This window comes from Ruegeria alba, assembly GCF_022321465.1.
GTDB classification, from domain to species: domain Bacteria; phylum Pseudomonadota; class Alphaproteobacteria; order Rhodobacterales; family Rhodobacteraceae; genus Ruegeria_B; species Ruegeria_B alba.
In genome coordinates this window covers 208,469-235,467 of record NZ_JAKOEM010000002.1, presented here as the reverse complement: position 1 = coordinate 235,467, position 26,999 = coordinate 208,469, and the positions used below count along the sequence as shown (strand labels likewise).

The following is a 26,999-nucleotide window of genomic DNA, read 5'->3' as shown; positions in this document are numbered from 1 at the left end:
GAGAGCAGGAATGTATTTTCGAGAGGGTGGAGACGGGCAAGCCAGTTGGGCGGTGGTGACCACCTGCCGCGAACCGGCGGTGCTGGTTCTTGCCTTTGTCGCGCATCACCTTTCGCTCGGCGCAAAATATGTCGAGCTTTACCTCGATGCGCCGGATCCGGCGCTGCAATCGGCATTGGCGGGCATTTCGGGGTGCCGGGTCACACTGTGCGACCACAGCTATTGGCAGGACGAACTTGGCGGCCCGCGCCCGGCGACCAATGAAAAGCGTCAGATCCGCAACGCAAGCCGGTCCTATTTGCGGGCAGAGGCCGATTGGCTGCTGCATCTGGATGCGGACGAGTTTCTGGAAACCGATCTGCCTTTGGTCCGGATCCTGGGCGGGCTGCCCGAAACGGTGGATTTCCTGCACCTGCCCAATCTCGAACGAGTCTTCGATGCAGCAGAACCCCAGGAGAACTTGTTCGACGGCTACATGCGCGCACCGTTGCTCCGGGGCTGGCCGGAGCAGGCCGATATGCTCGATCCGGCGATCCAGCCCTTTCTGCATCGGGGAATTGTCGCGCATTCGCAGGGGAAATCGGCGGTTCGGACCGGTCGCAAGCTGTGGCCGGGCATTCACTCGCCTCGCGCGCCGGCGGGCCACGACAGGTTACTGCTCTGGCCTGCCGTCAATGCGCGAATTCTGCATTTCGACGGGCTGACAGGGTTCCATTGGATCATGAAGCTTTTGCGCGGTTGGACAGACCGGGGCGGAGGGGCGGCCGCTCATGCAGGGCTTGCACCCGCTCGACAGGCGCAGATTGCCTATGTCGACGAGAACAGGGGGGACATGTTTGCCCTGTTGCAGCTTCATCAGCAACTCAAGGCCCTGCCTCTGAGCGATCTGGAGCGGTTGGAGGCGATCGGCTTGTTGCGACGCTCGCGGATCGATCCGGGCGCCGCCCTTCGCGCGCTGGGGCAACCCGCCGACCTATCACGAGCCAGCTTTGACGAGGGGCTGGAGTTCGACATCCCGGATTTCGACCGACACCGGATCAGGTGGCGACGGCTCTATCGCCTGCATTTTGCAGAAGCCGATCGGAAACAGGCATGAAAAAGGCCGGCCCCAATGGGGACCGGCCTTGAAGCTTGCATCGCCGGGGATCAGGCCAGAGAGTTATCGATGCCCTTGCAGGCTTCGACCAGGCCTTTGACCGCGTTGACCGAGTTGTCGAACATCTCCTGTTCTTCCTTCGTCAGCGTCACGTCGATGATGCGCTCGATCCCGCCGGCGCCGATCACGGTGGGCACACCTACATACATGCCCTTGACGCCCAGTTCGCCGTTGCAATGCGCGGCGCAGGGCAGAACGCGTTTCTGGTCCTTCAGATAGGCTTCGGCCATTTCGATGGCGCTGGTGGCGGGCGCGTAATAGGCCGAACCGGTTTTCAGCAGGCCAACGATTTCGGCGCCGCCGTCACGGGTACGCTGCACGATGGCGTCCAGCTTCTCCTGGCTGGTCCAGCCCATCTTGACCAGGTCCGGCAGCGGAATGCCGGCAACGGTCGAGTAGCGGACCGACGGCACCATGGTGTCGCCATGGCCGCCCAGCACGAATGCGGTGACGTCCTTCATCGACACGTTGAATTCTTCGGCCAGGAAGTGGCGGAAACGGGCCGAGTCGAGCACGCCTGCCATGCCGCAGACCTTGTTCGCGGGCAGGCCCGAGAACTGTTGCAGCGCCCAGACCATCGCGTCGAGCGGGTTGGTGATGCAGATGACGAAGGCGTCAGGCGCGTTATCGCGGATGCCTTCGCCGACCGATTTCATGACCTTGAGGTTGATGCCCAGCAGGTCGTCGCGGCTCATGCCCGGCTTGCGCGGCACACCGGCGGTGACGATGCAGACATCGGCGCCCGCGATATCGGCATAGGACTGGGTGCCCTTGAGCTTGGCGTCGAACCCTTCCGAGGGGCCGGATTCCGCGATGTCGAGCGCCTTGCCCTCGGGCGTGCCTTCGGCGATGTCGAACAGGACAACATCGCCCAGTTCCTTCAGCGCGACGAGGTGGGCGAGCGTGCCGCCGATCTGACCTGCGCCGATGAGCGCGATCTTGGGTCTGGCCATTTGGAGTATCTCCGGTCCGGTTGAAAATCGTCGCTGTGCTAGTGCGTAAAGCGGCGTCGCGCAAGTGTTCTGCGACGCGGCATCACGGCGCATTCCCCCTGTCCGAAAGCGGGTGATTGCGCTAAAAGTGTTGTGATGTAGCAGGTTAGGGGGAATTGGCGCGTGCTGGAACCGGATATCGGCTTTTTCGCGGTGACCATTCCAGCGGTGATCTTTGCGGGTATTTCCAAGGGCGGCTTCGGCTCGGGTGTGGCCTTTGCCTCTGCCTCGATTCTGGCGGTCTATCTCGATCCCGGGCAGGCGCTGGCGCTGATGCTACCCTTGTTGATGCTGATCGACCTGGCGACGTTGAAGCCCTATTGGCGCAGATGGAGTTGGCCGGATGCCCGGTTGCTGATCCTGGGTGGGTTGCCCGGTGTGGCGCTGGGAGCGCTGCTCTATCGCGCGACCGATGCTGATCTGTTGCGCCTGCTGATCGGGGGAATTTCTCTGGCGTTTGTGGCTTGGCAGATGGCGCGCGGGCGCGGTTGGGTGCGCGAATTCGCCTCGCGCCTGCCTCCGATGGCTGGGTTGCTGGCGGGGACGGTGGCCGGGTTCACCAGCTTTGTCAGCCATGCGGGCGGGCCGCCGGCGGCAGTCTATCTGCTGTCTCAAAGGCTGGGAAAGACCGAGTTTCAGGCCACCACGGTGTTGACCTTCTGGGCGCTCAACATCGCAAAGTTCATTCCCTATGCGTGGCTGGGAATGTTCACGCTCGACACCGCGCGAGCGGGTCTCTTGCTGGCACCCTTTGCCCTGCTCGGGGCGTGGCTGGGCGTCAAGGCCCATCACCTGGTGCCGGAACGGGCCTTTTTTGCGCTGGCCCATGTCATGCTGACACTCACCGGGATCAAGCTGATTTGGGATGCGTTCAACTGAGCCGGGTCAAAGTGGCGCGCCGATCCGATCCGCAAGGCCCCCACGAGGGACGGGGGCACATCGGACCGGCGCGCAACCCGTTTCAGGCGTCGTTGCCGCTGGTCGGCAGTGCCTCGGCCAGCGCCTCATAAGACTGGCCGCTGGCCACCATGCAGGTCATGCCATTGGGCAGGGTCACCGTGATGGTCCAGGTTCCGGTCTCGTCCGAAGCAAAGACCTCCATCACTGAGCCCTGCTGAACCAGTCCGATACCGCGCCGCGCTTCGCCATATTTCTGCGCCAGTTGATCCAGCACCATCTGGCGCGGCGCGCAGTTGTTGCCCTGCGCCTGAAGCTGGCCGGCGGCCAGCGCCATCAGGCCCAGGCCCATCGTCATCTTGATCATCATCGTCTTCATGGGTCGTCCCCTTTTCCGGGGCAGCCGCGATGCGCCCAGGCCTGCCGGTATTCCCGGTCAGCCGCACCGCCCGTTGCCGGTGGTCATGGCAGAACATGTCTCGGCCCGTCTTGCCCGGTGGCCTGCCCCAAGGACCCGCATGCCCTGTTCCGATACGAAAACCCTGCCGAAAAGGTGCTGAAAACCGGTTAATCCGGCGCGCGCCAGCCCGTTGCGCAAGGTTGATGCTGCATTGCGGCGTTTTTTGCCTTGAACATTCCGGCAAAAAATGCACCTCTCCGCGCAACAATATTTCTCTTGGGAGATCTGACATGGATCCGCGCCAGCGCCCCTATCGTTCCGTCCTCTATATCCCCGGCTCCAAGGAGCGGGCGTTGGACAAGGCGCGCAGCCTGCCGGTGGATGCGATCATCTTTGACCTTGAGGATGCGGTCGCCGCCGATGAAAAGGACAACGCCCGCGAGACGTTGAAGGCGGCACTGGCGCAGGGCGGTTATGGCGCGCGGGTCAAGATCGTGCGGATCAACGGGCTGGACACGCCCTGGGGCCGGGCCGACGCCGAGGCGGTGCGCGAGATGGATACCGACGTGGTGCTGTTGCCCAAGGTGGGCAGCGCGGCGGATGTGGATGCGCTGGCCGCGATCACCGGCGACCTGCCGATCTGGGCGATGATGGAAACCCCGCGTGGCATGCTGAACGCCGCGCAGATCGCCGCGCATCCACTGCTGACCGGGTTCGTGATGGGCACCAACGACCTGGCAAAGGAGTTGCAGACCCGCTTTCGGGCCGACCGTCTGCCGATGATGACCTCGCTGGGCCTGTGCCTGCTGGCGGCCAAGGCCGAGGGGCTCATCGCCATCGACGGCGTCTATAACGCGTTCAAGGATGACGAGGGGCTGGCGGCCGAATGCGCGCAGGGCCGCGACATGGGGTTTGACGGCAAGACGCTGATCCATCCGGCGCAGGTGGATATTGCCAACGCGGCCTTTGCCCCGTCCGAGGCCGAGATCGACCTTGCCCGGCGCCAGATCGCCGCCTTTGCCGAGGTCGAGGCCAGCGGGCAGGGCGTTGCCGTGGTGGATGGCAAGATCGTGGAAAACCTGCACGTTGCCACCGCCCGTGAAACTCTGGCAAAAGCAGAGGCGATATTGGCTTTGCAAGCGGGATAAACTCTCATGGGCTTCGTTCTTCTGATCCTTGGTGTGGCACTCTGGTGGGCCGCGCATCTGTTCAAGCGGGTTCGGCCTGCGCAGCGCGCCGCAATGGGCGATCGCGGCAAGGGCAAGGTGGCGCTGGTGTTGCTGGGCTCGGTCGTGCTGATGGTGATCGGGTTCAGGATGACGCCCTATGTGCATGTCTGGGCGCCGCCCGCCTATCTGACCCATGCCAACAACCTGTTGGTGCTGGTTGCGATCTGGATGATGAGCCCGGCCGGAACCAAGGGCAAGCTGCTCAACAAGATGCGCCATCCGCAATTGGCTGGTTTTCGCGCATGGGCGGCGGCGCACCTGTTGGTGAACGGAGATCTGGCGTCGATTATCCTGTTCGGCGGACTATTCGTCTGGGGCATTGTCGAGGTCGCCGCGATCAACGCCGCTGAACCCGAGTGGAGCCCGGGCGAACCCGGCACGCTGGGCAAGGATGCGATGTTCCTGGTCGCCTCGGTCGTGCTGATGGCGGTTATTGGGTATATTCACGGGCTGGTCGGCCCCTGGCCCTTCCCGGCATAAGGACGCGCGATCATGGCCAAGCTCTATCGCCTCCTGACCGAGGAGGATACCTCCGCCTTCTGCCACAAGGTTTCCGATGCGCTGGCCAAGGGGTGGGAGCTTTATGGCTCCCCCGCCTATGCCTATGACGCGGCGAACGGCATCATGCGCTGTGCGCAGGCTGTGACCAAGGATGTTCCGGCCGACTATTCCCCTGACATGAAACTGGGACAACAATGATGGCAAAGACCAATCCGGGCCGCTTCTTCGAAGACTACACTGTCGGCCAGACCCTGCATCACGCGGTGCCGCGCACCGTGACCAATGGCGAGCGCGCGCTCTATCATGCGCTCTATCCCGCGCGGCATGCGCTCTACTCCTCGGATGCGTTTGCGCAGGCGTGCGGCTTGCCGGGCAGCCCGATCGACGATCTGGCGGCGTTTCATGTGGTCTTCGGCAAGACGGTCCCGGATGTGTCGCTGAACGCGGTGGCCAATCTCGGCTATGCCGAAGGCCGCTGGCTGAAGCCGGTTTATGCGGGCGATACGCTGCGCTCGGTTTCCGAGGTGATCGGGCTCAAACAGAACTCCAACGGCAAGACCGGGGTGGTCTATGTCCGCACGCGCGGCTTGAACCAGCGTGACGAGACCGTGATGGAATATGTCCGTTGGGTGATGGTGCGCAAACGCGACCTGGATGCGCCTGCGCCCGAAACAGTGGTGCCCGAACTGAAAAAGGCGTTGGCGCCAACCGATCTGGTGGTGCCCGACGGGCTGGATTTCTCGGCCTACGACTTTGCACTGGCGGGCGAGCCGCATCGTTGGGATGATTATGCCGTTGGCGAAACCATCGACCATGTGGATGGTGTCACTGTGGAAGAGGCCGAGCATATGCTGGCCACCCGCCTGTGGCAGAACACCGCCAAGGTGCATTTCGACCTGACCTTCCGCCCCGATGGGCGGTTGATCTACGGCGGGCACGTGATCTCGATGGCGCGCGCGCTGAGTTTCAACGGGCTGGCCAATGCGCAGATGGTCGTCGGGCTGAACGGCGGGGCGCATGCCAATCCCTGCTTTGCCGGCGACACGATTAAGGCCTGGACCGAGGTGCTGGACAAGGCCGATACGACAGCGCCCGGCGTCGGAGCGTTGCGTCTGCGATTGGTGGCCACCAAAGGCGGCGCGCCGTTCGAGTTGCGCGACCCCGCAGGGAAATATAGGTCTGACGTTTTGCTTGACCTAGACTATTGGGCACTGATGCCGGTCTGAAGGCGACCTCCGACGCGATCGAAGCGGCGTCTTGGAAGAAACATAGCGCGGTCCGTGTCAATGGATCGCGTTTTTGCTATACTCCAGACTTGAAGTTGACGGACTCGCAATCGAAAGGATTCGACCCGTGACAGAGCGTTACAAGGAATATGATTTTCAAAGAAAAAACCTAGGAGCCACGTTTTCCATGGATGCGCCAGCTGCGCATTGGCTTCTACGATTCGCGTTGTCGGCAACGTTCCTGTTCCACGGTGCAAACAAAGCAACGCAGATTCCGAATGCAGCTGAGGCGTTCGGTTTGTCGGTCGGGACGATGAGCATGGTTGCCTCCGTGGAGTTCGCAGTCCCCGCATTTCTGGCCTTGGGGGGTGTTTCAAGCAATCAATTGGGCGACATGCTGACAAGGCTTGCGGGGCTGCTGGCAATCGTGATTCTGGTCGGGGCTATATCGGTGGTGCATTGGGGGCAGTGGAGCTTTGCGCCGAGTGAAACACATCCTTATGGTGGGATGGAGTTTCAGGTTACACTGATCGCCGTTGCGTTGTTCTTTGTTTTCAGAGGGAACAACGCTTGAGGCCACAAGACCTGCAATCTCATGGCGCTGGGCGCTGGTGATAGAAATTGGGTATGGCTCCATTATCACACGACAGGTTGCTCTGCCTGTTGTAGCCTGTTTGCCATGCGAGTTTTGCTTTCGACGTTAGCGTTTTCGATCTCTGGCCCCGTCGCGGCTTGTGATCTGGCCTTGGCCTTGGCCGTGGACGTTTCCGGATCCGTCGATGAAGGCGAGTACCGTACTCAGATGGACGGGCTTGCTCATGCGCTGCGCGATCCGGTGGTGTCCGAGGCGCTGGTGCGGGCGGAGGCGCAGCTGATGTTGGTGCAATGGACCGGCGCTGCCCGCCAGCGGGTGACCATCCCCTGGACCCAAGCCAGCAATTTCGACGCGCTGGACCGGTTTGCCGACCGGGTCGCTGCCGATCCGCGTGTCTGGCGTAATTATTCCACTGCAATCGGCGAGGCGCTGGAAATTACCATGGCCGCCTTTTCCCAGGTTCCCGAATGTTCCCGCCATTTGATCGACGTCTCCGGCGATGGCCCTTCGAACGAGGGGATCGAGCCGCTGGCGGTGCATCGCGACCTGCGTGCGCTGGGGATTACGGTGAACGCGATTGCCATAGAGCAGAGTGAACCGGACCTGACCGCCTATTTCTATGAAAACGTCATCGTGGGCGAGGGGGCCTTTGTCGAGACTGCCAATGGTTTCGCTGACTATCCCGCGCGCATCCGCAAAAAGCTGCTGCGCGAGGTCACGCAGCAGACTGCGGCATTGGACTGAGGTGCCGGTGAGAGATTCGTGATCACATCCGACCTGCTATGCTAACGCTCACATGCGGAGAATACGGAGAATAATGTGATCACACGCTAGATCACCGTGATCACAAAGGGGCAAATCTTGCCATGCGTGCCAAAAAACCGCGCCCTTTTGCAGTTGCGGCGCGTGACAGGACGCAAAAAAGAGGTAAAACCAAGCGCAGCCAACGGAAAGGAGCCATCATGGCCGATGTCAATCGGGGTAACCGCCCGCTTTCGCCGCATCTTTCGATCTATCGACCGCAGCTGACCTCGATCACCTCGATCCTGACGCGGATCACGGGCAATGCGCTGTTGCTTGCGGCGTTGCTGATCGTCTGGTGGTTCCTGGCCGCCGCGACCTCGCCCGAGTATTTCGCTGTCGCCGATGCAGTGGTCACCTCGCTGATCGGGGATCTGGTGATGGCGCTGTCGCTTTGGGGGCTGTGGTATCACACGCTGGCCGGTATCCGGCACCTGATCTGGGACAACGCGCTGGGCCTTGACCTTCCGACAGCCGAGAAACTGGGCTGGGCCGTTGTGGTCGGGTCTGTCGTCCTCACCATCCTGACCCTTCTGGTCATCGCGTAACGGAGGCCAAAGATGCGCTATCTCACAGACCGCAAACGCGCCGTTGGCATGGGCTCGGCCAAGACGGGCACCGCCCATTTCTGGGCGATGAAGGTCAGCTCGGTGGCCCTGCTGATCCTGATCCCGCTGTTCGTCTTTACCTTTGGCCCGATGCTGGGTGAGCCACACCAGGCGGTGCTGGACTATTTCTCGCGCCCCTTCCCGGCCATCGTCGCCGCCCTGACACTGGTCGTCGGTTTCAAACACTTCGCCGACGGCGCCCAGGTGCTGATCGAGGATTACGTGCATGGCCTGATGCAGAAAATCCTGATCATCCTGGTGATCTGCCTTTCCTATGCCGCTGCTGCGACCGGCCTTTTCGCCATCGCCCGCATCGCCCTTTAAGACCGGAGCTTTTTCAATGGCTGCTTACGAATACGAAACGCATGAATATGATGTGGTCGTGGTCGGCGCCGGCGGTGCCGGTCTGCGGGCCACGCTGGGCATGGCCGAACAAGGCCTGCGCACCGCTTGTGTGACCAAGGTGTTCCCGACCCGCTCGCACACTGTCGCCGCGCAGGGCGGGATTGCCGCGTCGTTGTCGAACATGGGGCCCGACCACTGGCAGTGGCACATGTACGACACCGTCAAGGGGTCGGACTGGCTGGGCGATACCGACGCAATGGAATACCTCGCGCGGGAAGCCCCCAAGGCGGTGTACGAGCTGGAGCACTATGGCGTTCCCTTCTCGCGCACCGAAGAGGGCAAGATCTATCAGCGCCCGTTTGGCGGCCACACCACCGAGTTCGGCGAAGGCCCGCCCGTGCAGCGCACCTGTGCAGCGGCGGACCGGACCGGCCACGCGATCCTGCATACGCTCTATGGTCAGAGCCTCAAGAACAACGCGGAATTCTATATCGAGTATTTCGCCATCGACCTGATCATGTCTGAAGATGGGCAGTGTCAGGGCGTGGTCTGCTGGAAGCTGGATGACGGCACCTTCCACGTTTTCAACGCCAAGATGGTGGTGCTGGCAACCGGCGGTTATGGCCGCGCCTATTTCAGCGCAACCTCGGCCCATACCTGCACCGGCGACGGTGGCGGCATGGTGGCACGTGCCGGCCTGGCGTTGCAGGACATGGAATTCGTTCAGTTCCACCCCACCGGCATCTACGGCTCGGGCTGCCTGATCACCGAGGGCGCGCGCGGCGAGGGCGGGTACCTCACAAACTCCGAAGGCGAACGGTTCATGGAGCGTTATGCGCCCCAGTACAAGGACCTGGCGCCGCGCGACTATGTGAGCCGCTCGATGACCATGGAAATCCGCGAAGGCCGTGGCGTGGGCAAGGATGGCGATCACATTCACCTGAACCTGAGCCACCTGCCGGCCGAGGCGCTGGCCGAACGCCTGCCGGGCATCTCGGAAAGCGCCAAGATCTTTGCGGGCGTCGACGTGACCAAGGAACCGATCCCGGTTCTGCCCACCGTGCATTACAACATGGGCGGCATCCCGACCAACTATTGGGGTGAGGTGCTGAACCCCACCGCCGACAACCCGACCGCCGTCGTGCCCGGCCTGATGGCCGTGGGCGAGGCCGGTTGCGCCTCGGTGCATGGGGCCAATCGCCTCGGCTCGAACTCGCTGATTGACCTTGTTGTGTTTGGCCGTGCCTCGGCCATTCGCGCTGGCAAGGTGGTGGACCCCGCGGCGCCGAACCCGGTGCTGAACCTCGCCTCGGTTGAAAAGGCGTTTGACCGGTTCGACGGGCTGCGCAACGCCAAGGGCAATGTCGCCACCGCCGAGTTGCGGCTGGAGATGCAGAAGACCATGCAGGCCGACGCCGCCGTGTTCCGCACCGCCAAGACCATGGCCGAGGGCGTCGAAAAGATGACCGCGATCGCGGCCAAGATGGACGATCTGAGCGTCACCGACCGCAGCCTGGTCTGGAACAGCGACCTGATGGAAACGCTGGAACTGACCAACCTGATGCCCAGCGCGCTGGCCACCATCGTCGGTGCCGAAGCGCGCAAGGAAAGCCGTGGCGCCCATGCGCATGAGGATTTCCCGACCCGCGACGACGAAAACTGGCGCGTTCACACCGTGTCGCGCGTGGAGGGCAACAAGGTCGATCTGAGCTATCGCCCGGTGATCACCGACCCGCTCACCACCGAAGAGCAGGGTGGCATCAGCCTGAAGAAAATCGCGCCCAAGGCGCGGACTTTCTAGACAGGAGGTAGGGACCGCTTTGGCGGTCCTCCGTTCCCATGGCCGACACCGCGCTCATATCCTGCCACTATGGCCCGGCCCGTTTTCGGGCCGTCATCGCTGTGCGCAGTCGAAGGGAGCTGTGATGACTGACCCAAAGATCATCCTGATTGGTCTCAACCGGTGCGCCACCACCACATTCTACAAGCTGTTTCAAAACAGCGGCATTCCGGCGGTGCACTGGCAGGATGGTAAAGGCAAGAATATCGCCCTCAGGATGATGACCAATATCGCGATGGGTCGAAAACCGCTGGACGGTTTCGGGGAGGTGCGTGCCTTTACTGATATGGCGTTTGTCAGCCACCGGATGATGCTGGACTGCGCACGCTTATTTCGCGAACTGCATCAGGCGTATCCCGACGCTTATTTCCTGCTGAATACCCGCGACAAGGATGATTGGCTTGCCTCTAGGGCACAACATGCCGATGGCTCCTATTTGGAGCGCTGCTGCAAAGCCAACGGCCAGGACGAAGACGAGGTCAAGTCGGGTTGGGCGCAGATGTACGACGTACATCATGCCGAGGTCATGGGTTATTTCGCGGGCAACCCCCAATTCATGTATTTCGACATCGACCGCGATGATCCGCGAGCCGTGGTCAATTGGCTCGCGCCGGATTTCGACGTAAACCTCGCCCATTGGGGGCATTACAATCAAAAGGCCCCCAAGCGGGTCAAAACAGGCTGAATGGCGGCCCAGTGCCGAATGGAGGATTGACATGGTTCAACTGACCCTGCCCAAGAATTCCCGGATCACCACCGGCAAGACCTGGCCCAAGCCGGACGGCGCGACCAATCTGCGCAAGTTCCAGATCTATCGCTGGAATCCGGACGATGGGCAGAACCCGCGCGTCGATACCTATTTCGTCGATATGGGCGATTGCGGGCCGATGGTTCTGGACGCACTCATCTATATCAAGAACAAGGTCGATGCGACGCTGACCTTCCGCCGGTCCTGCCGCGAAGGGATCTGCGGATCCTGTGCGATGAACATCGACGGGATCAACACGCTGGCCTGCATTTACGGCATGGACGAGATCAAGGGCGACGTGAAAATCTATCCGCTGCCGCATATGCCGGTGGTCAAGGACCTGATCCCGGATCTCACACATTTCTATGCTCAGCACGCCTCGATCATGCCCTGGCTGGAGACCAAGACCAACCGCCCGGCCAAGGAGTGGAAGCAATCCATCGAGGATCGCAAGAAGCTGGATGGCCTTTATGAATGTGTGATGTGCGCGAGTTGCTCGACCTCGTGCCCCAGCTATTGGTGGAACGGCGACCGCTATCTGGGGCCCGCCGCGCTGCTGCACGCCTACCGCTGGATCATCGACAGCCGGGACGAGGCCACGGGCGAACGCCTGGACAACCTCGAAGACCCGTTCAAGCTGTACCGCTGTCACACGATCATGAACTGCGCCAAGACCTGCCCCAAGGGGCTGAACCCGGCCAAGGCGATTGCCGAGATCAAGAAAATGATGGTCGAACGCACGGTCTGATCGGTTCAATACCCATGGTAACAGCGGGCCCTCCTTTGGCGGGCACGAATTTTTTTGGTGATCTATTAAGTGTTGCCCTTTCTGCATGGCCAGTCTGCACAACTGTCCGATGCATCCGCTGTGCTTTGCGCTTAGCTTGATCGGCAGGGAGGGGCCAAATCTGATGCAAAGGATTACGCCCATGAACACCGCGAACAAACCCGCCAGACCCCATATCCCCGCGCAAGAGGCGCTGGACCTGCTTAACCAGGCTTGGGCTTACTACGTGCCCGAACCAGTCATGATTGCAAAGGAAGAGCAACCCGACCTCTTCCAATATGCCAATGCCGCCTGAGGGCAGATTGCCTAAGCGGTACTGACAAGATAGGACGGGGTCATGCCCGTCCTTCTTCTGTTTTTGGCGTTGGTTGTCTTCGCCTATTTCTTCTGGCGCGCCCGCAGCACCACTCTGACCCGAAACTGCCGCTGGCGGTTTGACCGAAATCGCGAAATCTGGACTTGCGCCTATTGCGGAGGTCAGGTTTCGGGGTCTGTGGATAAGCCACCAACCTGTTGCGTTGAAACAGCAAATAGAGCCGACTAGGAAGAAATTTGCGTGCTTTGGAAATTCCTCTTGAAACGACTCATCATTAGAACGATATCGCGATTCAAGACGCCAACGCACGCGCCTCTGTCGTAAGGGACGCACCCTATGGTTACGCAGCGACGGTAACGTCTCCACTTTTGCCGCACGGCTTTGCCGCGTCTGTTGGAGATGACCTTGAACGCAGTTGTAACCGGGCCCCTGGCCTGTGAAAGCGCGACTCTGTCCCGCGCCGAAACCTTTATCCTGTCCAACCGTTTCGATCGCCCGACGCTGGTGATCGACACCCAAGCCGTCGCCCGCCAGTTCGCCGCGCTGGCCCAAGGGCTTGGCCGCGCGCGTATCCACTACGCGGTCAAGGCGAACCCGCTGCCGGAAATCCTGTCGACGCTGGCCCGCTTGGGCAGCAATTTCGACGCCGCCTCGCGCGCCGAGATCGAGCTGTGCTTGGCCGCCGGGGCCTCGGCTGACCGCATTTCCTTTGGCAACACGGTCAAGAAACCGGCCGATATAGTCTGGGCGCATGCGGCGGGGATCACTCTGTTTGCCGCGGATGCGGAAGACGAATTGAACAAGATCGCAGCCCATGCGCCGGGCGCGCAGGTCTATGTCCGCATGATCGTCGAGGCCTGTGAGGCCGACTGGCCGCTCAGCCGGAAATTCGGCTGTGCGCCGGACAAGGCCATCGCTGTCCTCGACTACGCGCGCTCTGTCGGCCTCGACCCGGTTGGCCTGTCCTTCCACGTCGGCTCGCAAACCCGGCGAGCCGAGATGTGGGTGCCGGTGCTGGATCAGGTGGCCGCTGTCTGGCATGCCGCCAGCGCCGCAGGGCATGAACTGAGCCTGCTCAATATCGGCGGTGGTTTCCCGGCCTTCTATGGTCAGGAGGTCGATGCGCCCGAACTCTACGCCGCCGAGGTGATCCGACTGATCAGCGAACGGTTCGGCGACGTGCCCCAGATCATGGCCGAGCCGGGCCGCGGCATGGTGGCCGAAGCCGGTGCGATTGCTGCCGAGGTGCTGCTGGTCTCGCGCAAATCCACCAATGACCTGCACCGCTGGGTTTACCTGGATATCGGCAAGTTCTCGGGTCTGGCCGAAACCATGGACGAGGCGATCCGCTATCAGTTCCTCACCGAGCGCGAGCACGAGCCGACCGGTCCCTGTATTCTTGCCGGTCCCTCCTGCGACAGTGCTGATGTTCTCTATGAAAAGAAGATGGTGCATCTGCCGCTGGGCCTGCGCGATGGCGACCGCATCGTGATCCGCAACTGCGGAGCCTATACCTCGACCTATGCCAGCGTCGGTTTCAACGGTTTCCCACCGCTTGACGTTGTCGCGATCTGAGACACTGCTGTCGGAGACGGTCTTGCGCCGTCTCCGTTCCGACGGCTTTATGGGGTGGCAAACAGACAGGTGACCGCCCGATGACCGATGCCCCCGCCGATGCCGATGCTCGCCGCGCCGTAAAGCCGGTGATCTGTTATCCCAACGACAGTCTTCCTCGCCCCGACCTGGATCTCTATCGCGCCGCGCGCGCGTCTGCCCGCAAGACGGACGAGGTGCTGGTCCCGCCGCGCGAGGGGCGGTGCTTCGAGGTCAAGGCGGGTCAGGTCTTTCGCATCAGCTCCGTCGAGGGGCCGCAGGTGGGGGACTTGAACCTGCACAACCTGCATGACCTGAGCGAGCGGTTCTTCTCGGGCAAGACACGCGCCCTGCACGGTACCCACGTTACCACCGGTGAACGGTTGTGGTCGAATCTGCCCTACCTGCGACCGATGGCGACGATCATCGAAGATACCCTGGGCTGGTACGGGATCGACCAATTTGGTGGTTCTGTCCATGATGTGATCGGCACCCGCTGCGATCCCTATACCGGCAATTTGCTGGCCGGCGACCACTACCATCATTGCTGCCATTCGAACCTGACGCGCGCCCTGGCCGACCATACCGGGCTACCGCTGCACGATGCCGAGATGCTGGTACATGACGTTCTGAACGTGTTCATGTGTACCGGCTTCACCCGCGATACAGGGCAGTATTTCATGAAGGCTTCGCCGGTGCGACCGGGGGATTATCTGGAATTCTTTGCCGAGATCGACCTGTTGGGCAATCTCAGCGCCTGTCCCGGCGGCGATTGTTCGTCCGAGCATTCCTCGGACACGGCAACCTGTCACCCGCTCCTGGTAGAGATCTTCACGCCAGCAGAGGGCGCGCTTGGCGACTGGACCAGTCCGTCGGTCAATGGCTATGATCGTAGCCACGGGCGATAGGCTTGTGCGAAAACAGCCCGACAGGGCGGGATGAGCGCAGGAAAAACGCGGCCCCTGAGAGCCGCGTTTTTCTTTTGGGTTCAGGCGTCGGGAAAGGCCGCGTGCAGCGCGATCTCGACCATGTCGCCAAAGCTGGTCTCGCGCTCTGCGCTGGGCAGGGCGGCCCCGGTCAGCAAATGGTCGGAAACCGTCAGCACCGCCAGCGCCCGGCATTTATGCCGTGCCGCCAGAATGTACAGCTCTGCCGCCTCCATCTCGACCCCCAGCACGCCGTGGCGCACCATCTGTTCGTTCAGATCGGGCCGCTCGTCATAGAACACGTCCGACGAATAGATGCCGCCCACATGGGTCCGCACGCCTTTTGTTTCGGCGGCACGCGCCGCTGCGTGCAGCAGGGACCAATCGGCGCAGGGGGCAAAGTTCAACTCGCGAAAGATGCCGCGTGACGGCGTGCCAAGCGTCGAGGCTGTCATCGCCAGGATCACGTCCCGCACCTCGACACTGTCCTGCATCCCCCCGCAGGAGCCAATCCGGATCAGCGTTTTTGCCCCATAATCGCGGATCAGCTCGTTGGCATAGATCGACAGCGATGGCATGCCCATCCCGGACCCATGAATGGTTACCCGATTTCCGCGCCACATGCCGGTAAACCCCAACATGCCCCGAACCTCATTTATCAGAACCGGATTATCCAGGAACGTTTCGGCCGCCCATTTCGCGCGATAGGGATCGCCGGGTAAAAGAACGGTTTCCGCAATTTCGCCAGCCTTGGCGCCAATATGGATCGTCATTTCCCCAGAATCCGCTCAGATTTCCAGATCGGAGATATCTGCGCCGCTCTGAATGGCATCATGCACCCATTGCGGTTTGCGTCCGCGTCCCGACCAGGTCTGTTCCGGATTGGCGGGATTACGGTATTTGGGCTGGGCCTTGGTCCCCTTGGTCGATTTGCGTGTTTCACCGGACAATTCGGCCAATGAAAAGCCGAACTCGGCTGCCGCCTTTTCCGCCGCTTTCAGGGCTTCCTGACGTTCGCGTTGTTCGGCGGTTTTGATGGCTGCATCAACCTTGTCCCTTAGGTTGATCAGTTCCTTACGCGTCATGCCGCTAAGATCGTGTCCCATCCTGTGTTCCTTTTGAGTTCTATTGAGCGCAAAAAAAGTGGCGCTAATCGCGCCACGTTAAGCACAGACAAAGACGCGTTTCAGCATCATTTTATTAGAGCGGCGAATTTATTCCGCTGCTATTTCGGTGTCTCTCACCAGCGTCACGATATCACCCATAATTCCGTTCAATTCGAAATCCTTGGGTGTATAGACCTTGGAGACCCCCATTGCGCGCAATTTTTGGGCGTCCTCGTCAGGGATAATGCCGCCAACGATTACCGGGATATGTGCCAGACCGGCGAGGCGCATGCGATCCATCACCTCTTCGACCAGCGGCAGATGGCTGCCCGACAGGATCGACAGGCCGACTACATGGGCCTGTTGCTCGAGCGCCGAGGTGACCAGTTCCTCGGGCGTGAGGCGGATACCGTCATAGCTGATATCCATGCCACAGTCGCGGGCGCGAAAGGCAATCTGCTCGGCGCCGTTGGAATGACCGTCCAGCCCCGGCTTGCCCACAAGGAATTTCAGGCGACGGCCCAACCGGTCGCTGACCGCGTCCACCGCCGCGCGCAGGTCTTCCAAGCCTTCGGTCTTGTTCGAGACCGATCCGGATACACCGGTGGGGCCGCGATAGGTGCCATAGGCCTTGCGCATTTCTTCGGCCCATTCGCCGGTGGTGACCCCGGCCCGCGCCGCCGCGATCGAGGGTTCCATCACGTTCGCTCCGCTCCGGGCCGCGGCGCGCAGCGCCTCCAGTGCCGCAGCAACCGCCGCATCGTCCCGTTCGGCTCGCCAGCTATCCAGCCGCGCGATCTGTTCCTGTTCGACCGCCGGATCGACGACCATGATACCGCCATCCTCGGTCTGCAGGGGCGAGGGTTCGCCTTCGGTCCAGCGGTTGACGCCAACCACTACGGTTTCGTTGCGCTCAATCCGGTTCAGGCGTTCGGCATTGGAATCGACCAGACGCGATTTCATGTATTCGATCGAGGCAACCGCACCGCCCATCGAGTCGAGGTTGGCCAATTCGGCGCGCGCGCCCGCTTTCAATTCTTCGACCTTGGCATCCACGACCGGGTTGCCGTCAAAGAGGTCGCCATATTCCAGCAGGTCGGTTTCGTAGGCCAGAATTTGCTGCATCCGCATCGACCATTGCTGGTCCCAGGGGCGGGGCAGGCCCAGTGCCTCGTTCCAGGCGGGCAGCTGCACGGCGCGCGCGCGGGCCTTCTTCGACAGGGTCACGGCCAGCATTTCGATCAGGATGCGGTAGACGTTGTTTTCCGGCTGCTGCTCGGTCAGGCCCAGCGAGTTCACCTGCACCCCATAGCGAAAACGGCGGAACTTCGGGTCGTTGACGCCATAGCGGCTTTCCAAAATCTCGTCCCACAGATCGACAAAGGCGCGCATCTTGCACATCTCGGTGACAAAGCGGATGCCTGCATTCACAAAGAATGAGATGCGGCCACACAGTGCCGGGAAGTCTTCGGCCGGGACACGCGGTTTCAACTCGTCGAGTACCGCGATGGCGGTGGCCAGCGCATAGGCCAGTTCCTGTTCCGGTGTCGCGCCCGCCTCTTGCAGGTGATAGGAACACACGTTCATCGGGTTCCATTTCGGCACGTTGGTGTAGCAATATTCGGCCACATCCGCGATCATCTTGAGCGACGGTTTCGGCGGACACACATAGGTGCCGCGCGAGAGATACTCTTTGATCAGGTCGTTCTGAACCGTACCTTGCAGTTTCGAGACATCCGCGCCCTGTTCTTCGGCCACCGCGATATAGAGCGCCAGCAGCCAAGGCGCCGTGGCGTTGATCGTCATCGAGGTATTCATCTGTTCCAACGGGATCTGGTCAAACAGCACCCGCATGTCGCCCAGGTGGCAGATCGGCACACCGACCTTGCCCACCTCGCCACGCGCCAGCACGTGGTCGCTGTCATAGCCGGTCTGCGTCGGCAGGTCGAAGGCCACCGAAAGGCCGGTCTGCCCCTTGGACAGGTTGTTGCGATAGAGCGTGTTCGAGGCCTTGGCGGTCGAATGGCCGGCATAGGTGCGGATCAGCCAGGGACGGTCCGCCTTGCGGTCGGAGTTTGCAGTCTGACGGTCTTTTTGCATCTGCGACATGGACGGCCTCTCGATTCTGCTTCGGTAACAAAGTTTCGCTAGAGGGTTCTAAATCGCAATTTTCGGGACATGTCAATTCGCTGCATTGCGGCGAAGCCATCTCGCATCATTCGATTGTGAGGGGCCGCGATTGGTGGCAGTGTGCCGGAATGACGCAGACCGTGGAACTCCCGCTTTGGCTATTCGTGCTGATCGTGCTGTTTGCCGCGGTCACCTTCGCCTCGCACTTTCTTTTCCCATCAGTCCGCTGGTTTTTCCGCCGCAGGCTGGAACGCGCGGTTGCCCGGTTGAACACGCGGTTGGCCCGACCGATCCAACCCTTCAAGCTGGCCCGCCGTCACGACATGATCCAGCGGCTGATCTACGATCCAGAGGTGGCGCGTGCCGTGCGTGACCAGGCTCGCGACGAAGGTATCCCCGAGGCGGTGGCGTTCGAGCAGGCGCGACGCTATGCGCGCGAGATCGTTCCGGGCTTTTCGGCCTTTACCTATTTCAGTTTTGCAATCCGGTTGGCACGCTTTCTCTCGAACGCGCTTTATCGCGTCCGGCTGGGCCATGTGGACGCCGAGGCGCTGCGCGGCATCGACCCCGAGGCGACTGTTGTTTTTGTGATGAATCATCGCAGCAACATGGATTACGTTCTGGTCACCTATCTTGCCGCCGAGCAATCCGCGCTCAGCTATGCGGTGGGCGAATGGGCGCGGGTCTGGCCGCTCAGCCGGCTGATCCGGGCGATGGGCGCCTATTTCATCCGCCGTAGATCGCGCAGCGACCTCTACCGCAAGGTGCTGGCCGCCTATGTCCGCCATGCGACCGAGGCGGGCGTGACACAGGCAATGTTTCCCGAAGGCGGGCTCAGCCTGTCGGGCGGGTTGGGGCGGCCCAAGTTGGGTCTGCTGAAATACATCGTAGACGGCGCCGACCCGGCTGGGCGCGATGTGGTCTTTGTTCCGGTGTCGATCAACTATGACCGCGTGCTCGAGGACACGATCCTGACAGCCGCCGCCAGCCGCGGAGAGCGCCGTTTTCGCGCGCGGATTGGCGTGATCACGATCTGGTTTCTCAAGCAGTTCTGGTGGCGGATCACCGGACGGTTTCACCGCTTTGGCTATGCGGCTGTCAGTTTCGGCAGGCCTCTGTCTTTGTCCGGGTTTCGAACCAAGGCCAAGGGAGACCCGACAGTACCGCTGGCACGCGAACTGATGGCGCGTATCGGGGCTGTTGTACCGGTGCTTCCGGTGCCGCTGGTGGCCTGGCTGATCCAGCAAAACGGGCCGATGACCCGTAGTGCTTTGGCCGCAGGGTTCGATCATGCCCTTGCTGCGTTGCCGCATGCACATATCCATATGCCGCGCGACGACCGCCACTATGCGATTGAAGTGGGGCTGCGGCAGTTGATCGAGCGGCGCATCCTGGTCGAGAGTGATGGCCGCTTCGGTCCGGGCACCGAGCGGCAGGACCTGTTGGCATATTACGCGGCCTCGATTGCACATCTGATGGATGGCGGCGCTGCATATGCAGCAGAACTTTCTGCGATTGCAGGGTCATAAAATTTCAAAACATTGGTCAATTGCTATTGCAATGTTGCGTGACCGTTTGTAGGTCATGCTGAGGGCCGCGATTCTGCGTTGCGGCAAAGAGATCGTAAAAGGAGGCCACCATGGCTTTGGACACCGACAGCGGTATCGCGTCTTACGAGGCGCCCGAAAAAGACCTCTATGAGATGGGTGAGATCCCGCCGCTGGGATATGTGCCCAAGAAGATGTATGCATGGGCGATCCGTCGCGAGCGCCATGGCGAGCCCAACTCCGCCATGCAGCAGGAAGTGGTCGATATCCCCGAGCTTGACAGCCACGATGTGCTGGTTCTGGTGATGGCCGCGGGCGTCAACTACAACGGCGTCTGGGCGGCGCTGGGCAAGCCCATCAGCCCGTTCGACGGCCATGGGCAGCCCTATCACATTGCCGGTTCGGATGCCTCGGGCATCGTCTGGGCGGTGGGCGACAAGGTCAAGCGCTGGAAGGTCGGCGACGAAGTCGTGATCCACTGCAACCAGGATGATGGCGACGACGAGGAATGCAACGGTGGCGATCCGATGTACTCGCCCAGCCAGCGGATCTGGGGCTACGAGACCCCGGATGGGTCGTTTGCCCAGTTCACCCGTGTGCAGGCACAGCAGCTGATGCCGCGCCCCAAGCATCTGACCTGGGAAGAAAGCGCCTGTTACACCCTGACCCTCGCAACCGCCTACCGGATGCTGTTCGGCCACCCGCCGCATGACCTGCAACCGGGCCAGAACGTGCTGGTCTGGGGCGCATCGGGCGGTCTGGGGTCCTATGCGATCCAGTTGATCAACACCGCTGGCGCCAATGCGATCGGTGTGATCTCGGACGAGGACAAGCGCGACTTCGTCATGGGACTGGGCGCCAAGGGCGTGATCAATCGCAAGGACTTCAACTGCTGGGGCCAGTTGCCCACGGTCAACACGCCCGAATATGCCGCTTGGCTAAAAGAGGCGCGCAAGTTCGGCAAGGCGATCTGGGACATCACCGGCAAGGGTGTGAGTGTCGACATGGTCTTTGAACACCCTGGCGAGGCGACCTTCCCGGTGTCGTCGCTGGTGGTGAAAAAGGGTGGCATGGTGGTGATCTGTGCCGGCACCAGCGGGTTCAACTGCACTTTCGACGTGCGGTATATGTGGATGCACCAGAAGCGCCTGCAAGGTTCACACTTTGCCCATCTCAAGCAGGCAGCCGCCGCCAACCGGCTGATGCTGGAGCGTCGGCTTGATCCTTGCATGTCCGAGGTTTTCACCTGGGCCGACCTGCCCGAGGCGCATATGAAGATGCTGCGCAACGAGCACAAACCCGGCAACATGTCGGTGCTGGTGCAATCGCCCCGCACCGGTCTGCGCACGTTGGAAGAGGTGCTGGACGCCCGCGATTAACCCAACCGACAGAACTGGCTGACATCATGGCCTGCGAATCACCGCTATGGTTCGCGGGCCATTTGCGTTTGCGGGACACGGCCACGGGGTATCAGGAGGTTAGAAATTGCCACCTCGCTACTTTTGGGGAGTGGAAAGCAGTGAATTTTCACCCACAAGCCGCACATGCTATAGTTGTGTTAACCTTTCGTTAACCGTTTCGGAGAGACTCTGATGCCGCAAACTGAGTGGATACTGGACGTCCTGTCGGACCTCAAAACCTTCGCCAACGCGAATGGCTTGAGTGCCCTGGCCGAGCAGCTCGACGACACCAAGATCGTTGCTGCGGCCGAGATCGCGTCCAAGAGAGAAGAGGCGCTGTCACCGACCCATGGGCAGAAAGGTCAACCTGAACCCGATTTTGGAGGACTTGGACGCCACCAGCGCGCTTGAAGACCTCGAAAGGGTTACCGTCAAACTGCGCGATACGCTCGAAATTGACCACATCGTCTATCACTGGGTTGACAGCGCTGGCGATCAATATGGATGTGCAACCTATCCTCAAGCCTGGCAGGAACGGTACCTGGAAAAGAACTATCACCGGATAGACCCGGTGATTCTGGGATGTTTTCAAAGGTTTCACCCGGTAGACTGGAAGCGGCTCGACTGGTCAGGCAAGGTTGCCAAAGCGTTCTTGCAGGATGCGCTGGAACACGGGGTTGGAAATCAGGGTTACTCGATTCCGATCCGAGGTCCAAACGGGCAGTTCGCCCTCTTTACCGTGAACCATGTCTGCGATGACGCGGTCTGGTCCGAGTTTACCGAAACGTACGGGCGCGATCTGATCCTTATCGCTCATTTTTTCAACCGCAAGGCGCTGGAGTTCGAGAGATCGCGCCAACCGGACCAGCTCCGCAACCTGTCTCCGCGTGAAGTCGATGCGATGACTTTGCTGGCACTGGGCTATAGCCGAGCGCAGGTGGCGCATTCATTGTCAATCTCGGAACATACATTGCGGGTCTATATCGAAAGTGCTCGTTTCAAACTTGGGGCACTTAACACAACCCACGCGATAGCTACCGCAATGAGTCGCGGTCTTATTGTAGTTTGAACGGCGCTCGCACTACTGACCAGATTTTAACCATTTGTACGTACCCCTTTTGTTCCATATCGGACGGCAAGGGAACAAACAAATGCTGCGCTATTTGTATGCGGATGAATTGCACCAATACCCGAAACTAGCGAAATCCATGTTTTTGGATCGCGCGGACCAGTTCAAGACGCGCCTTGGATGGGATGTACATGTCAACGAAGATGGGGAAGAGCGCGATCAGTACGACGAGCTTAACCCGCTCTATGTCATCTGGGAGGAACCCGATGGAAGCCATGGAGGCTCCATGCGGTTTCTGCCTACGACTGGCCCTGTGATGATCAACGATGTGTTTGGTCACCTGACCGGGGGTAGCCCGATCTGCAGCCCGATGATCTGGGAAGTCACGCGCTTCTGTCTCTCGCGGAGGGCCAGTTCGCGCGTTGCTGGCGCGATCATGCTCAGTGGGGGCGAGGTGATGGAGGGTTTCGGCCTGACGCATATCGCCGGTGTCTTTGATGAGCGAATGATCCGAATTTATCGATTGATCGGCTCGTCGCCCGAGATACTGGGCAGCGAGGGCGAAGGCCGCGACCGGGTTTCGGTAGGTCTATGGCCGTTTTCGCCCGCCGATTGTGCGCGGGTAGCCGAACGGGCGGGTGTCCCGCGCGAACTCTCGCGGCTCTGGTTCAATCGCGCCTTTGGCAAGGTGAACCGTCGCCGCTTTGCCCGGGCGGGATAATTCCCGTCACGGACCGGTCCTCTCTGGCACGGCGCGGCCCCCGACTGTAGGGTCGCGCCATGACCACAAATGCTGTTACCTACTCCGATGATCAGGCCAATGCCTTTGACGCCATAGCCGAGCTGCTGCGCGCGGCCGGGGTCGATCTGGACGATGATGCGCTGCTGCGCCCGCCCGGCGTGGGCAAGACCGGGGTGATGGCGGTGATCGGCAAGGCGGGTTCGGGCAAAACCCTGTTGCTGGCCGAACTCTGCAAGGCGCTGACCGAAGCCGGGGTACAGGTCGTTTCGGGCGACTACGAGGGACGCAAAAGCAAGGACCGGCGCACGCTCGCGATACTGGCCCCGACCAACAAGGCCGCCAGTGTTCTACGCCTGCGCGGGGTCCCGGCGACCACGATCCATCGTATCCTCTATACCCCGGTCTATGACCCTGATTACGAGCGTATCGCCGAATGGCTGGCCGGCAATGGTGAACGGCCCGAGATCGAGGGACTGAGCGATGCAGCGCTGGACCGGGCGGCGGCGTTTTACGCGCGCAACACATCGATTCCCGGCGCGCTAGCAGCGGCGGGGCTGCGCGGGTCGGATTTCATCACCGGCTGGAAGCGCCGTGAGGAACCTCTGGATATCGGATTCATCGACGAGGCGTCGATGCTGGACGACCGCCAGTTCGAGGATTTGAAAGAGATCTTTCCCACCCTGATCCTGTTCGGTGACCCGGCGCAGCTGGCACCGGTCAACCAGTCCGGATCGATGGTGTTCGATGCATTGCCCGAACCGCGCAAGCTGACGCTCAGCCGCATTCACCGGCAAGAGGCCGACAGCCCGATCCTGGATCTGGCCCATGCCCTGGCCGATCCGGCAGTCGATTTCGAGGCCTTCGAGCGCATGGTCGAGGACAAGGCCCGTCAGGACGACCGCGTCGTCTGGGGCGGCAGGGTCGAGGTCGACCTGATGGCCCGCAGTCCGGTCCTGGTCTGGCGTAACGCCACTCGGATTCGCCTGATCAACGCCTTTCGCTCGGTCCACGGGGCGCCCGAGACCGAACTTCTGGAGGGTGAACCGCTGATCTGCGACGGGATCGAGTTGCCGCTCAAACACCGAAAGAAACGGCTCGACCTCGAAGCGCGGGGCCTGATCAAGGGGGCACAGGTGATCTATCTGGGCCCCGGTCGCAAACCGGGATTCTCGCGCCTGCATGTGATGGGCGCCGAGGATCCGCAAGTCAGCGCCGCCTCGATCGTCAAGATCGAGAAGCCTGATGAAGAGGAGCCGTTCATCCCTTTCGCGGCCCGCATGGGCGCGACGTTCCTGCACGGGGCGGCGGTGACCATCCACAAGGCGCAGGGGTCGCAATGGGAGACGGTGCAGGTCTTTGCCCCTGACATCTATGCCGCCGCCCGCGCCGGACGCGTCGAGGCGGGGCAACCCCTCTGGAAACGACTGGCCTATGTGGCAATCACCCGTGCGCAGGAACGGCTGATCTGGGTGGTGCGCAATCGCCTGTCGAAACCGACCTATCCGCTGCGGGTCGATGATCTGCGGCAGGCCGCCGCGCCGGTGCTGACACTGGAAGAGGAGCAAGAGGCATGAGAACCATCCTGATCACCGGTGCCAGTTCCGGCATCGGGCGCGCCACCGCCGAGCTGTTCCTTGGCGAAGGGTGGACCGTGGGATTGCTGGCTCGGCGTGGCGAGATGCTGGAGGAAATCGCGGCGGGTCACGACCGCGCGGTTCCACTGGTGGCAGATGTGACCGATCCGCAGTTGGTCGAGCGTGCCTTTGACCGGTTTCAGGGCAGGGTCGGGCGGCTCGACGTGCTGTTCAACAATGCGGGCATTTTTGCGCCGGGCGGCACCATAGACGAAATCGCTCTCGATGACTGGTTCACAACCGTCAATGTGAACCTGAACGGCATGTTCCTTTGCGCCCGAGCCGCTTTTGCCTGGATGCGAGGGCAGGCGCCACAGGGTGGTCGGATCATCAATAACGGGTCCATTGCGGCCCATGCACCTCGGCCGAACTCGATCCACTACACCACGACAAAGCATGCGATCACCGGTCTGACCCGCAGCTTGTCACTGGATGGCCGCGCCTTTGGCATCGCGGCGGGACAGATCGACATCGGCAATGCCCAGACCGATATGGTGCGGGGCCTGAACGAAAGGGCGCTGGCCGAAGGCCGCACGCCCGATCCGTCGATGGCGGTCATGGATGCGGCCCGCTCGGTTCTGCATATGGCGACCCTGCCGCCCGAGGCGAATGTCCTGTTCATGACGGTGATGGCGACCACGATGCCCTATGTCGGGCGCGGCTGAGTCTAGGTTCCGCGCAGCGCCCGGAATGCGGCAGAGGCGCCCCATCCGGCGGCGATGGCAATGGCCAGAGACATCAGCCCGTACAGAACCGGTTGCTGATGCGCCAGATTGAACAGGAACCGTTCCAGCCCCACCTTTCGCACATCGATCGTGGTTTGGAAGTTCGAAACCACCTTGCCGCCGCGAGTCAGGAAGATACGCGCGACATATTCGCCCTCGGTCAGGTTGGCGGGCATGTCGATCTCGGTCCGGAACAGGGTCTGTTCATCCACGGCAACGGTGTTCTCGCGGATGGAATACAGCCCTTCGTTCTGGCGAATGCGAACAACGGCCCGGGTAAACTCTTGCGCGTCGGCGATGTTCATGTCGGCGCCGACCGAGCGGATTGCCCGCTTGATGGACACCTTGTGGCGCAGGTCCTCGGTATCGCTCAGGGCCTGGCTGAACGGCGCACTGGTCGCGGCGGCATAGAAACTGGGGGCTGAATCCACCAGAACGCTGTCGGTGTTGACCCAGATTCCCAGCTTCTTTTCTTTGCGGCGAACCAGCACCGGGGTCGAAGGACCCGACACCGCCACGATCACCTGAAGCGGATCGCCCTGCGGGATCGGTGTCTCGCGCTTCACCGCGCCAAAGATCAGGATGTCTGAACCGTCAAAGTCGGCGGTGATCGCAACGCGGTCACGGCTCAGGCCAAGTACCACTTGTTCTTCGGTGGCCGTGGCCATCAGCGGCATCACCAGCGCCAGCAGAGTGGCAAGAACGATGCGGCGCATCTCAGTGCCCCCCCGAGGCGCCAAGCGAGAAAAGCTCGCTGGGCATCAGCAACAGGTCAAGGGCCAGTTTCGCACAGACTGCCAGAACCAGCCCAGCCAGCAGGATGCGCAGCTGTTCGGCCTTCATCCGGGCGCCGATCACCGTTCCGATCTGAGCTCCGATCACGCCCCCGATCAGCAGCAGCACCGCAAGCACCACGTCAACCGTGTAGTTGGTGGTAGCATGCAGCATGGTGGTGAATGCGGTGACAAAGATGATCTGGAACAGCGAGGTGCCCACCACGACCTTGGTCGGCATGCCCAGCAGATAGATCATCGCGGGCACCATGATAAAGCCGCCACCGACCCCCATGATTGCTGACAGCACCCCGACCAGCAGACCGACCACCACAGGCGGGATAACCGAGATATAGAGGCCCGAGGTGCGGAACCGCATCTTGAACGGCATCGCATGGATCCAGCCACGCTGGCGCCGTTTCGGCACTGTGCCACCTGACTTGCGGGATTTGCGGATGGCATTCAGGCTTTCGATGAACATCAGCCCGCCGATGATACCCAGAAAGACGACATAACAGAGCTTTACCAGCAGATCGACCTGGCCCAGGCTCTTAAGGTAGTTGAACAGGACCACGCCCAGCGCCGCGCCGGTCAGGCCGCCGATCAGCAGGATCGTTCCCATCCTGAAATCGACCGTACGCCTTCGGAAATGCGCCAGAACTCCCGAAAAGGACGAGGCGACGATCTGGTTCGCTTCGGTCGCCACCGCCACAGCGGGCGGGATGCCGATGAAGAACAGCAAGGGCGTCATCAAAAAGCCGCCACCAACCCCGAACATGCCCGACAGGATGCCGACCATGCCGCCGAGGCCCAGCAGCAGGAACGCGTTGACCGAAACCTCGGCAATGGGAAGGTATATCTGCATGTTTTTTGTTAAACCGGCATGCCCCGTCAAATCAACGGGGAATGCCGC

General features: G+C 61.4%; 30 protein-coding genes. 23 read left to right on the top strand and 7 right to left on the bottom strand.

Annotated elements, in window-relative coordinates; genetic code table 11:
- Positions 1 to 10 precede the first annotated feature (10 nt).
- Positions 11 to 1,096: a glycosyltransferase family 2 protein gene (locus MB818_RS04865; RefSeq protein ID WP_234219691.1), complete on the top strand. Its 1,086-nt coding sequence runs from the start codon at positions 11 to 13 to the stop codon at positions 1,094 to 1,096.
- A 50-nt stretch (positions 1,097 to 1,146) separates the two neighbouring features.
- On the opposite strand, the gene mdh is transcribed toward MB818_RS04865, so the two are convergent.
- Positions 1,147 to 2,109, bottom strand: a complete 963-nt coding sequence (gene mdh / locus MB818_RS04860; protein ID WP_234137245.1) for a malate dehydrogenase — start codon at positions 2,107 to 2,109, stop codon at positions 1,147 to 1,149.
- 162 nt (positions 2,110 to 2,271) lie between these two features.
- Between mdh and MB818_RS04855 the strand changes: the two genes are divergently transcribed.
- Positions 2,272 to 3,027, top strand: coding sequence for a sulfite exporter TauE/SafE family protein (locus MB818_RS04855; protein WP_238904167.1), 756 nt, complete (start codon positions 2,272 to 2,274; stop codon positions 3,025 to 3,027).
- Between the two features lie 82 nt (positions 3,028 to 3,109).
- Here MB818_RS04855 and MB818_RS04850 read toward each other — a convergent pair whose 3' ends face one another.
- Entirely contained in the window at positions 3,110 to 3,424 is a 315-nt protein-coding gene (locus MB818_RS04850) for a hypothetical protein (RefSeq protein ID WP_011046112.1), read from the bottom strand.
- A gap of 311 nt (positions 3,425 to 3,735) precedes the next feature.
- Between MB818_RS04850 and MB818_RS04845 the strand changes: the two genes are divergently transcribed.
- The 14 genes from MB818_RS04845 (at position 3,736) to MB818_RS04780 (ending at position 14,942) form a co-directional block, all read left to right on the top strand.
- Positions 3,736 to 4,593, top strand: a complete 858-nt coding sequence (locus tag MB818_RS04845) for an HpcH/HpaI aldolase/citrate lyase family protein (RefSeq protein WP_234184475.1) — start codon at positions 3,736 to 3,738, stop codon at positions 4,591 to 4,593.
- Positions 4,594 to 4,599: 6 nt separating this feature from the next.
- Positions 4,600 to 5,154, top strand: a complete 555-nt coding sequence (locus MB818_RS04840; RefSeq protein WP_234171139.1) for an NnrU family protein — start codon at positions 4,600 to 4,602, stop codon at positions 5,152 to 5,154.
- Between the two features lie 12 nt (positions 5,155 to 5,166).
- Complete coding sequence (locus MB818_RS04835; protein ID WP_234216094.1) at positions 5,167 to 5,373, top strand: DUF1737 domain-containing protein; 207 nt, start codon at positions 5,167 to 5,169, stop codon at positions 5,371 to 5,373.
- Positions 5,373 to 6,401, top strand: coding sequence for a MaoC family dehydratase (locus MB818_RS04830; RefSeq protein WP_234216093.1), 1,029 nt, complete (start codon positions 5,373 to 5,375; stop codon positions 6,399 to 6,401). Before MB818_RS04835 ends, MB818_RS04830 begins: the two co-directional genes overlap by 1 nt.
- A 127-nt stretch (positions 6,402 to 6,528) precedes the next feature.
- Positions 6,529 to 6,975, top strand: a complete 447-nt coding sequence (locus tag MB818_RS04825) for a DoxX family protein (RefSeq protein ID WP_234165619.1) — start codon at positions 6,529 to 6,531, stop codon at positions 6,973 to 6,975.
- A 105-nt stretch (positions 6,976 to 7,080) separates the two neighbouring features.
- Positions 7,081 to 7,740 carry a DUF1194 domain-containing protein gene (locus MB818_RS04820; RefSeq protein ID WP_234165620.1) on the top strand — a complete coding sequence of 220 codons (660 nt, stop codon included), beginning with the start codon at positions 7,081 to 7,083 and terminating at the stop codon, positions 7,738 to 7,740.
- 218 nt (positions 7,741 to 7,958) lie between these two features.
- On the top strand, positions 7,959 to 8,345 hold the full coding sequence (gene sdhC, locus MB818_RS04815; RefSeq protein ID WP_234165621.1) for a succinate dehydrogenase, cytochrome b556 subunit: 387 nt from the start codon (positions 7,959 to 7,961) through the stop codon (positions 8,343 to 8,345).
- Between the two features lie 12 nt (positions 8,346 to 8,357).
- Positions 8,358 to 8,729, top strand: coding sequence for a succinate dehydrogenase, hydrophobic membrane anchor protein (gene sdhD / locus MB818_RS04810; protein WP_011046120.1), 372 nt, complete (start codon positions 8,358 to 8,360; stop codon positions 8,727 to 8,729).
- Between the two features lie 16 nt (positions 8,730 to 8,745).
- Positions 8,746 to 10,551: a succinate dehydrogenase flavoprotein subunit gene (gene sdhA / locus MB818_RS04805; RefSeq protein WP_238904165.1), complete on the top strand. Its 1,806-nt coding sequence runs from the start codon at positions 8,746 to 8,748 to the stop codon at positions 10,549 to 10,551.
- A 124-nt stretch (positions 10,552 to 10,675) separates the two neighbouring features.
- Complete coding sequence (locus tag MB818_RS04800) at positions 10,676 to 11,275, top strand: sulfotransferase (RefSeq protein ID WP_234165622.1); 600 nt, start codon at positions 10,676 to 10,678, stop codon at positions 11,273 to 11,275.
- A 31-nt stretch (positions 11,276 to 11,306) separates the two neighbouring features.
- Positions 11,307 to 12,086 carry a succinate dehydrogenase iron-sulfur subunit gene (locus MB818_RS04795; RefSeq protein WP_234216092.1) on the top strand — a complete coding sequence of 260 codons (780 nt, stop codon included), beginning with the start codon at positions 11,307 to 11,309 and terminating at the stop codon, positions 12,084 to 12,086.
- A 181-nt stretch (positions 12,087 to 12,267) separates the two neighbouring features.
- A complete protein-coding gene (locus MB818_RS04790; RefSeq protein ID WP_238904163.1) occupies positions 12,268 to 12,420 on the top strand; it encodes a hypothetical protein in 153 nt (50 codons plus the stop codon).
- Between the two features lie 420 nt (positions 12,421 to 12,840).
- Positions 12,841 to 14,016, top strand: a complete 1,176-nt coding sequence (locus tag MB818_RS04785) for a type III PLP-dependent enzyme (protein WP_238904161.1) — start codon at positions 12,841 to 12,843, stop codon at positions 14,014 to 14,016.
- An 80-nt stretch (positions 14,017 to 14,096) separates the two neighbouring features.
- Positions 14,097 to 14,942, top strand: a complete 846-nt coding sequence (locus tag MB818_RS04780) for an urea carboxylase-associated family protein (RefSeq protein ID WP_238904159.1) — start codon at positions 14,097 to 14,099, stop codon at positions 14,940 to 14,942.
- A gap of 80 nt (positions 14,943 to 15,022) precedes the next feature.
- On the opposite strand, the gene deoD is transcribed toward MB818_RS04780, so the two are convergent.
- From deoD to MB818_RS04765, 3 genes are all read right to left on the bottom strand, one after another.
- Entirely contained in the window at positions 15,023 to 15,733 is a 711-nt protein-coding gene (gene deoD / locus MB818_RS04775) for a purine-nucleoside phosphorylase (protein ID WP_234137260.1), read from the bottom strand.
- 15 nt (positions 15,734 to 15,748) lie between these two features.
- The gene (locus MB818_RS04770) at positions 15,749 to 16,066 is read right to left on the bottom strand and encodes an H-NS histone family protein (protein WP_234137261.1); all 318 of its coding nucleotides are present in this window, start codon (positions 16,064 to 16,066) and stop codon (positions 15,749 to 15,751) included.
- Positions 16,067 to 16,174: 108 nt separating this feature from the next.
- Complete coding sequence (locus tag MB818_RS04765) at positions 16,175 to 18,175, bottom strand: protein meaA (RefSeq protein WP_234137262.1); 2,001 nt, start codon at positions 18,173 to 18,175, stop codon at positions 16,175 to 16,177.
- Between the two features lie 149 nt (positions 18,176 to 18,324).
- Here MB818_RS04765 and MB818_RS04760 point away from each other — a divergent pair, with 149 nt between their 5' ends.
- From MB818_RS04760 to MB818_RS04730, 7 genes are all read left to right on the top strand, one after another.
- Positions 18,325 to 19,725 (top strand): 1-acyl-sn-glycerol-3-phosphate acyltransferase, encoded by a 1,401-nt coding sequence (locus tag MB818_RS04760; RefSeq protein ID WP_234137263.1) that lies wholly within the window; start codon positions 18,325 to 18,327, stop codon positions 19,723 to 19,725.
- Positions 19,726 to 19,835: 110 nt separating this feature from the next.
- The gene (ccrA, locus tag MB818_RS04755) at positions 19,836 to 21,122 is read left to right on the top strand and encodes a crotonyl-CoA carboxylase/reductase (protein WP_234137264.1); all 1,287 of its coding nucleotides are present in this window, start codon (positions 19,836 to 19,838) and stop codon (positions 21,120 to 21,122) included.
- A 213-nt stretch (positions 21,123 to 21,335) separates the two neighbouring features.
- Positions 21,336 to 21,554: a hypothetical protein gene (locus tag MB818_RS04750; RefSeq protein ID WP_234137265.1), complete on the top strand. Its 219-nt coding sequence runs from the start codon at positions 21,336 to 21,338 to the stop codon at positions 21,552 to 21,554.
- Positions 21,493 to 22,212: a helix-turn-helix transcriptional regulator gene (locus MB818_RS04745; protein WP_234162791.1), complete on the top strand. Its 720-nt coding sequence runs from the start codon at positions 21,493 to 21,495 to the stop codon at positions 22,210 to 22,212. The genes MB818_RS04750 and MB818_RS04745 overlap by 62 nt, the downstream gene beginning before the upstream one ends.
- Positions 22,213 to 22,294: 82 nt before the next feature.
- Positions 22,295 to 22,933: an acyl-homoserine-lactone synthase gene (locus MB818_RS04740; protein ID WP_234137542.1), complete on the top strand. Its 639-nt coding sequence runs from the start codon at positions 22,295 to 22,297 to the stop codon at positions 22,931 to 22,933.
- A 59-nt stretch (positions 22,934 to 22,992) separates the two neighbouring features.
- On the top strand, positions 22,993 to 24,528 hold the full coding sequence (locus MB818_RS04735) for an ATP-dependent DNA helicase (RefSeq protein ID WP_238904157.1): 1,536 nt from the start codon (positions 22,993 to 22,995) through the stop codon (positions 24,526 to 24,528).
- Entirely contained in the window at positions 24,525 to 25,253 is a 729-nt protein-coding gene (locus tag MB818_RS04730) for an SDR family oxidoreductase (protein ID WP_234142584.1), read from the top strand. Before MB818_RS04735 ends, MB818_RS04730 begins: the two co-directional genes overlap by 4 nt.
- Before the next feature lie 2 nt (positions 25,254 to 25,255).
- Here MB818_RS04730 and MB818_RS04725 read toward each other — a convergent pair whose 3' ends face one another.
- On the bottom strand, positions 25,256 to 26,029 hold the full coding sequence (locus tag MB818_RS04725) for a TIGR02186 family protein (RefSeq protein WP_234162790.1): 774 nt from the start codon (positions 26,027 to 26,029) through the stop codon (positions 25,256 to 25,258).
- A gap of 1 nt (position 26,030) precedes the next feature.
- Positions 26,031 to 26,951: a sulfite exporter TauE/SafE family protein gene (locus MB818_RS04720; protein ID WP_234137270.1), complete on the bottom strand. Its 921-nt coding sequence runs from the start codon at positions 26,949 to 26,951 to the stop codon at positions 26,031 to 26,033.
- Between the last annotated feature and the right edge of the window lie 48 nt (positions 26,952 to 26,999).

Excerpts from the sequence above, each read along its gene's own strand:
- MB818_RS04865 (WP_234219691.1), top strand. The coding sequence starts at position 11 with ATGTATTTTCGAGAGGGTGGAGACGGGCAAGCCAGTTGGGCGGTGGTG.
- mdh (WP_234137245.1), bottom strand. The coding sequence starts at position 2,109 with ATGGCCAGACCCAAGATCGCGCTCATCGGCGCAGGTCAGATCGGCGGC.
- MB818_RS04850 (WP_011046112.1), bottom strand. The coding sequence starts at position 3,424 with ATGAAGACGATGATGATCAAGATGACGATGGGCCTGGGCCTGATGGCG.
- MB818_RS04845 (WP_234184475.1), top strand. The coding sequence starts at position 3,736 with ATGGATCCGCGCCAGCGCCCCTATCGTTCCGTCCTCTATATCCCCGGC.
- MB818_RS04840 (WP_234171139.1), top strand. The coding sequence starts at position 4,600 with ATGGGCTTCGTTCTTCTGATCCTTGGTGTGGCACTCTGGTGGGCCGCG.
- MB818_RS04835 (WP_234216094.1), top strand. The coding sequence starts at position 5,167 with ATGGCCAAGCTCTATCGCCTCCTGACCGAGGAGGATACCTCCGCCTTC.
- MB818_RS04830 (WP_234216093.1), top strand. The coding sequence starts at position 5,373 with ATGGCAAAGACCAATCCGGGCCGCTTCTTCGAAGACTACACTGTCGGC.
- MB818_RS04820 (WP_234165620.1), top strand. The coding sequence starts at position 7,081 with ATGCGAGTTTTGCTTTCGACGTTAGCGTTTTCGATCTCTGGCCCCGTC.
- sdhC (WP_234165621.1), top strand. The coding sequence starts at position 7,959 with ATGGCCGATGTCAATCGGGGTAACCGCCCGCTTTCGCCGCATCTTTCG.
- sdhD (WP_011046120.1), top strand. The coding sequence starts at position 8,358 with ATGCGCTATCTCACAGACCGCAAACGCGCCGTTGGCATGGGCTCGGCC.
- sdhA (WP_238904165.1), top strand. The coding sequence starts at position 8,746 with ATGGCTGCTTACGAATACGAAACGCATGAATATGATGTGGTCGTGGTC.
- MB818_RS04800 (WP_234165622.1), top strand. The coding sequence starts at position 10,676 with ATGACTGACCCAAAGATCATCCTGATTGGTCTCAACCGGTGCGCCACC.
- MB818_RS04795 (WP_234216092.1), top strand. The coding sequence starts at position 11,307 with ATGGTTCAACTGACCCTGCCCAAGAATTCCCGGATCACCACCGGCAAG.
- MB818_RS04790 (WP_238904163.1), top strand. The coding sequence starts at position 12,268 with ATGAACACCGCGAACAAACCCGCCAGACCCCATATCCCCGCGCAAGAG.
- MB818_RS04785 (WP_238904161.1), top strand. The coding sequence starts at position 12,841 with ATGACCTTGAACGCAGTTGTAACCGGGCCCCTGGCCTGTGAAAGCGCG.
- MB818_RS04780 (WP_238904159.1), top strand. The coding sequence starts at position 14,097 with ATGACCGATGCCCCCGCCGATGCCGATGCTCGCCGCGCCGTAAAGCCG.
- deoD (WP_234137260.1), bottom strand. The coding sequence starts at position 15,733 with ATGACGATCCATATTGGCGCCAAGGCTGGCGAAATTGCGGAAACCGTT.
- MB818_RS04770 (WP_234137261.1), bottom strand. The coding sequence starts at position 16,066 with ATGGGACACGATCTTAGCGGCATGACGCGTAAGGAACTGATCAACCTA.
- MB818_RS04765 (WP_234137262.1), bottom strand. The coding sequence starts at position 18,175 with ATGTCGCAGATGCAAAAAGACCGTCAGACTGCAAACTCCGACCGCAAG.
- MB818_RS04760 (WP_234137263.1), top strand. The coding sequence starts at position 18,325 with ATGACGCAGACCGTGGAACTCCCGCTTTGGCTATTCGTGCTGATCGTG.
- ccrA (WP_234137264.1), top strand. The coding sequence starts at position 19,836 with ATGGCTTTGGACACCGACAGCGGTATCGCGTCTTACGAGGCGCCCGAA.
- MB818_RS04750 (WP_234137265.1), top strand. The coding sequence starts at position 21,336 with ATGCCGCAAACTGAGTGGATACTGGACGTCCTGTCGGACCTCAAAACC.
- MB818_RS04745 (WP_234162791.1), top strand. The coding sequence starts at position 21,493 with ATGGGCAGAAAGGTCAACCTGAACCCGATTTTGGAGGACTTGGACGCC.
- MB818_RS04740 (WP_234137542.1), top strand. The coding sequence starts at position 22,295 with ATGCTGCGCTATTTGTATGCGGATGAATTGCACCAATACCCGAAACTA.
- MB818_RS04735 (WP_238904157.1), top strand. The coding sequence starts at position 22,993 with ATGACCACAAATGCTGTTACCTACTCCGATGATCAGGCCAATGCCTTT.
- MB818_RS04730 (WP_234142584.1), top strand. The coding sequence starts at position 24,525 with ATGAGAACCATCCTGATCACCGGTGCCAGTTCCGGCATCGGGCGCGCC.
- MB818_RS04725 (WP_234162790.1), bottom strand. The coding sequence starts at position 26,029 with ATGCGCCGCATCGTTCTTGCCACTCTGCTGGCGCTGGTGATGCCGCTG.
- MB818_RS04720 (WP_234137270.1), bottom strand. The coding sequence starts at position 26,951 with ATGCAGATATACCTTCCCATTGCCGAGGTTTCGGTCAACGCGTTCCTG.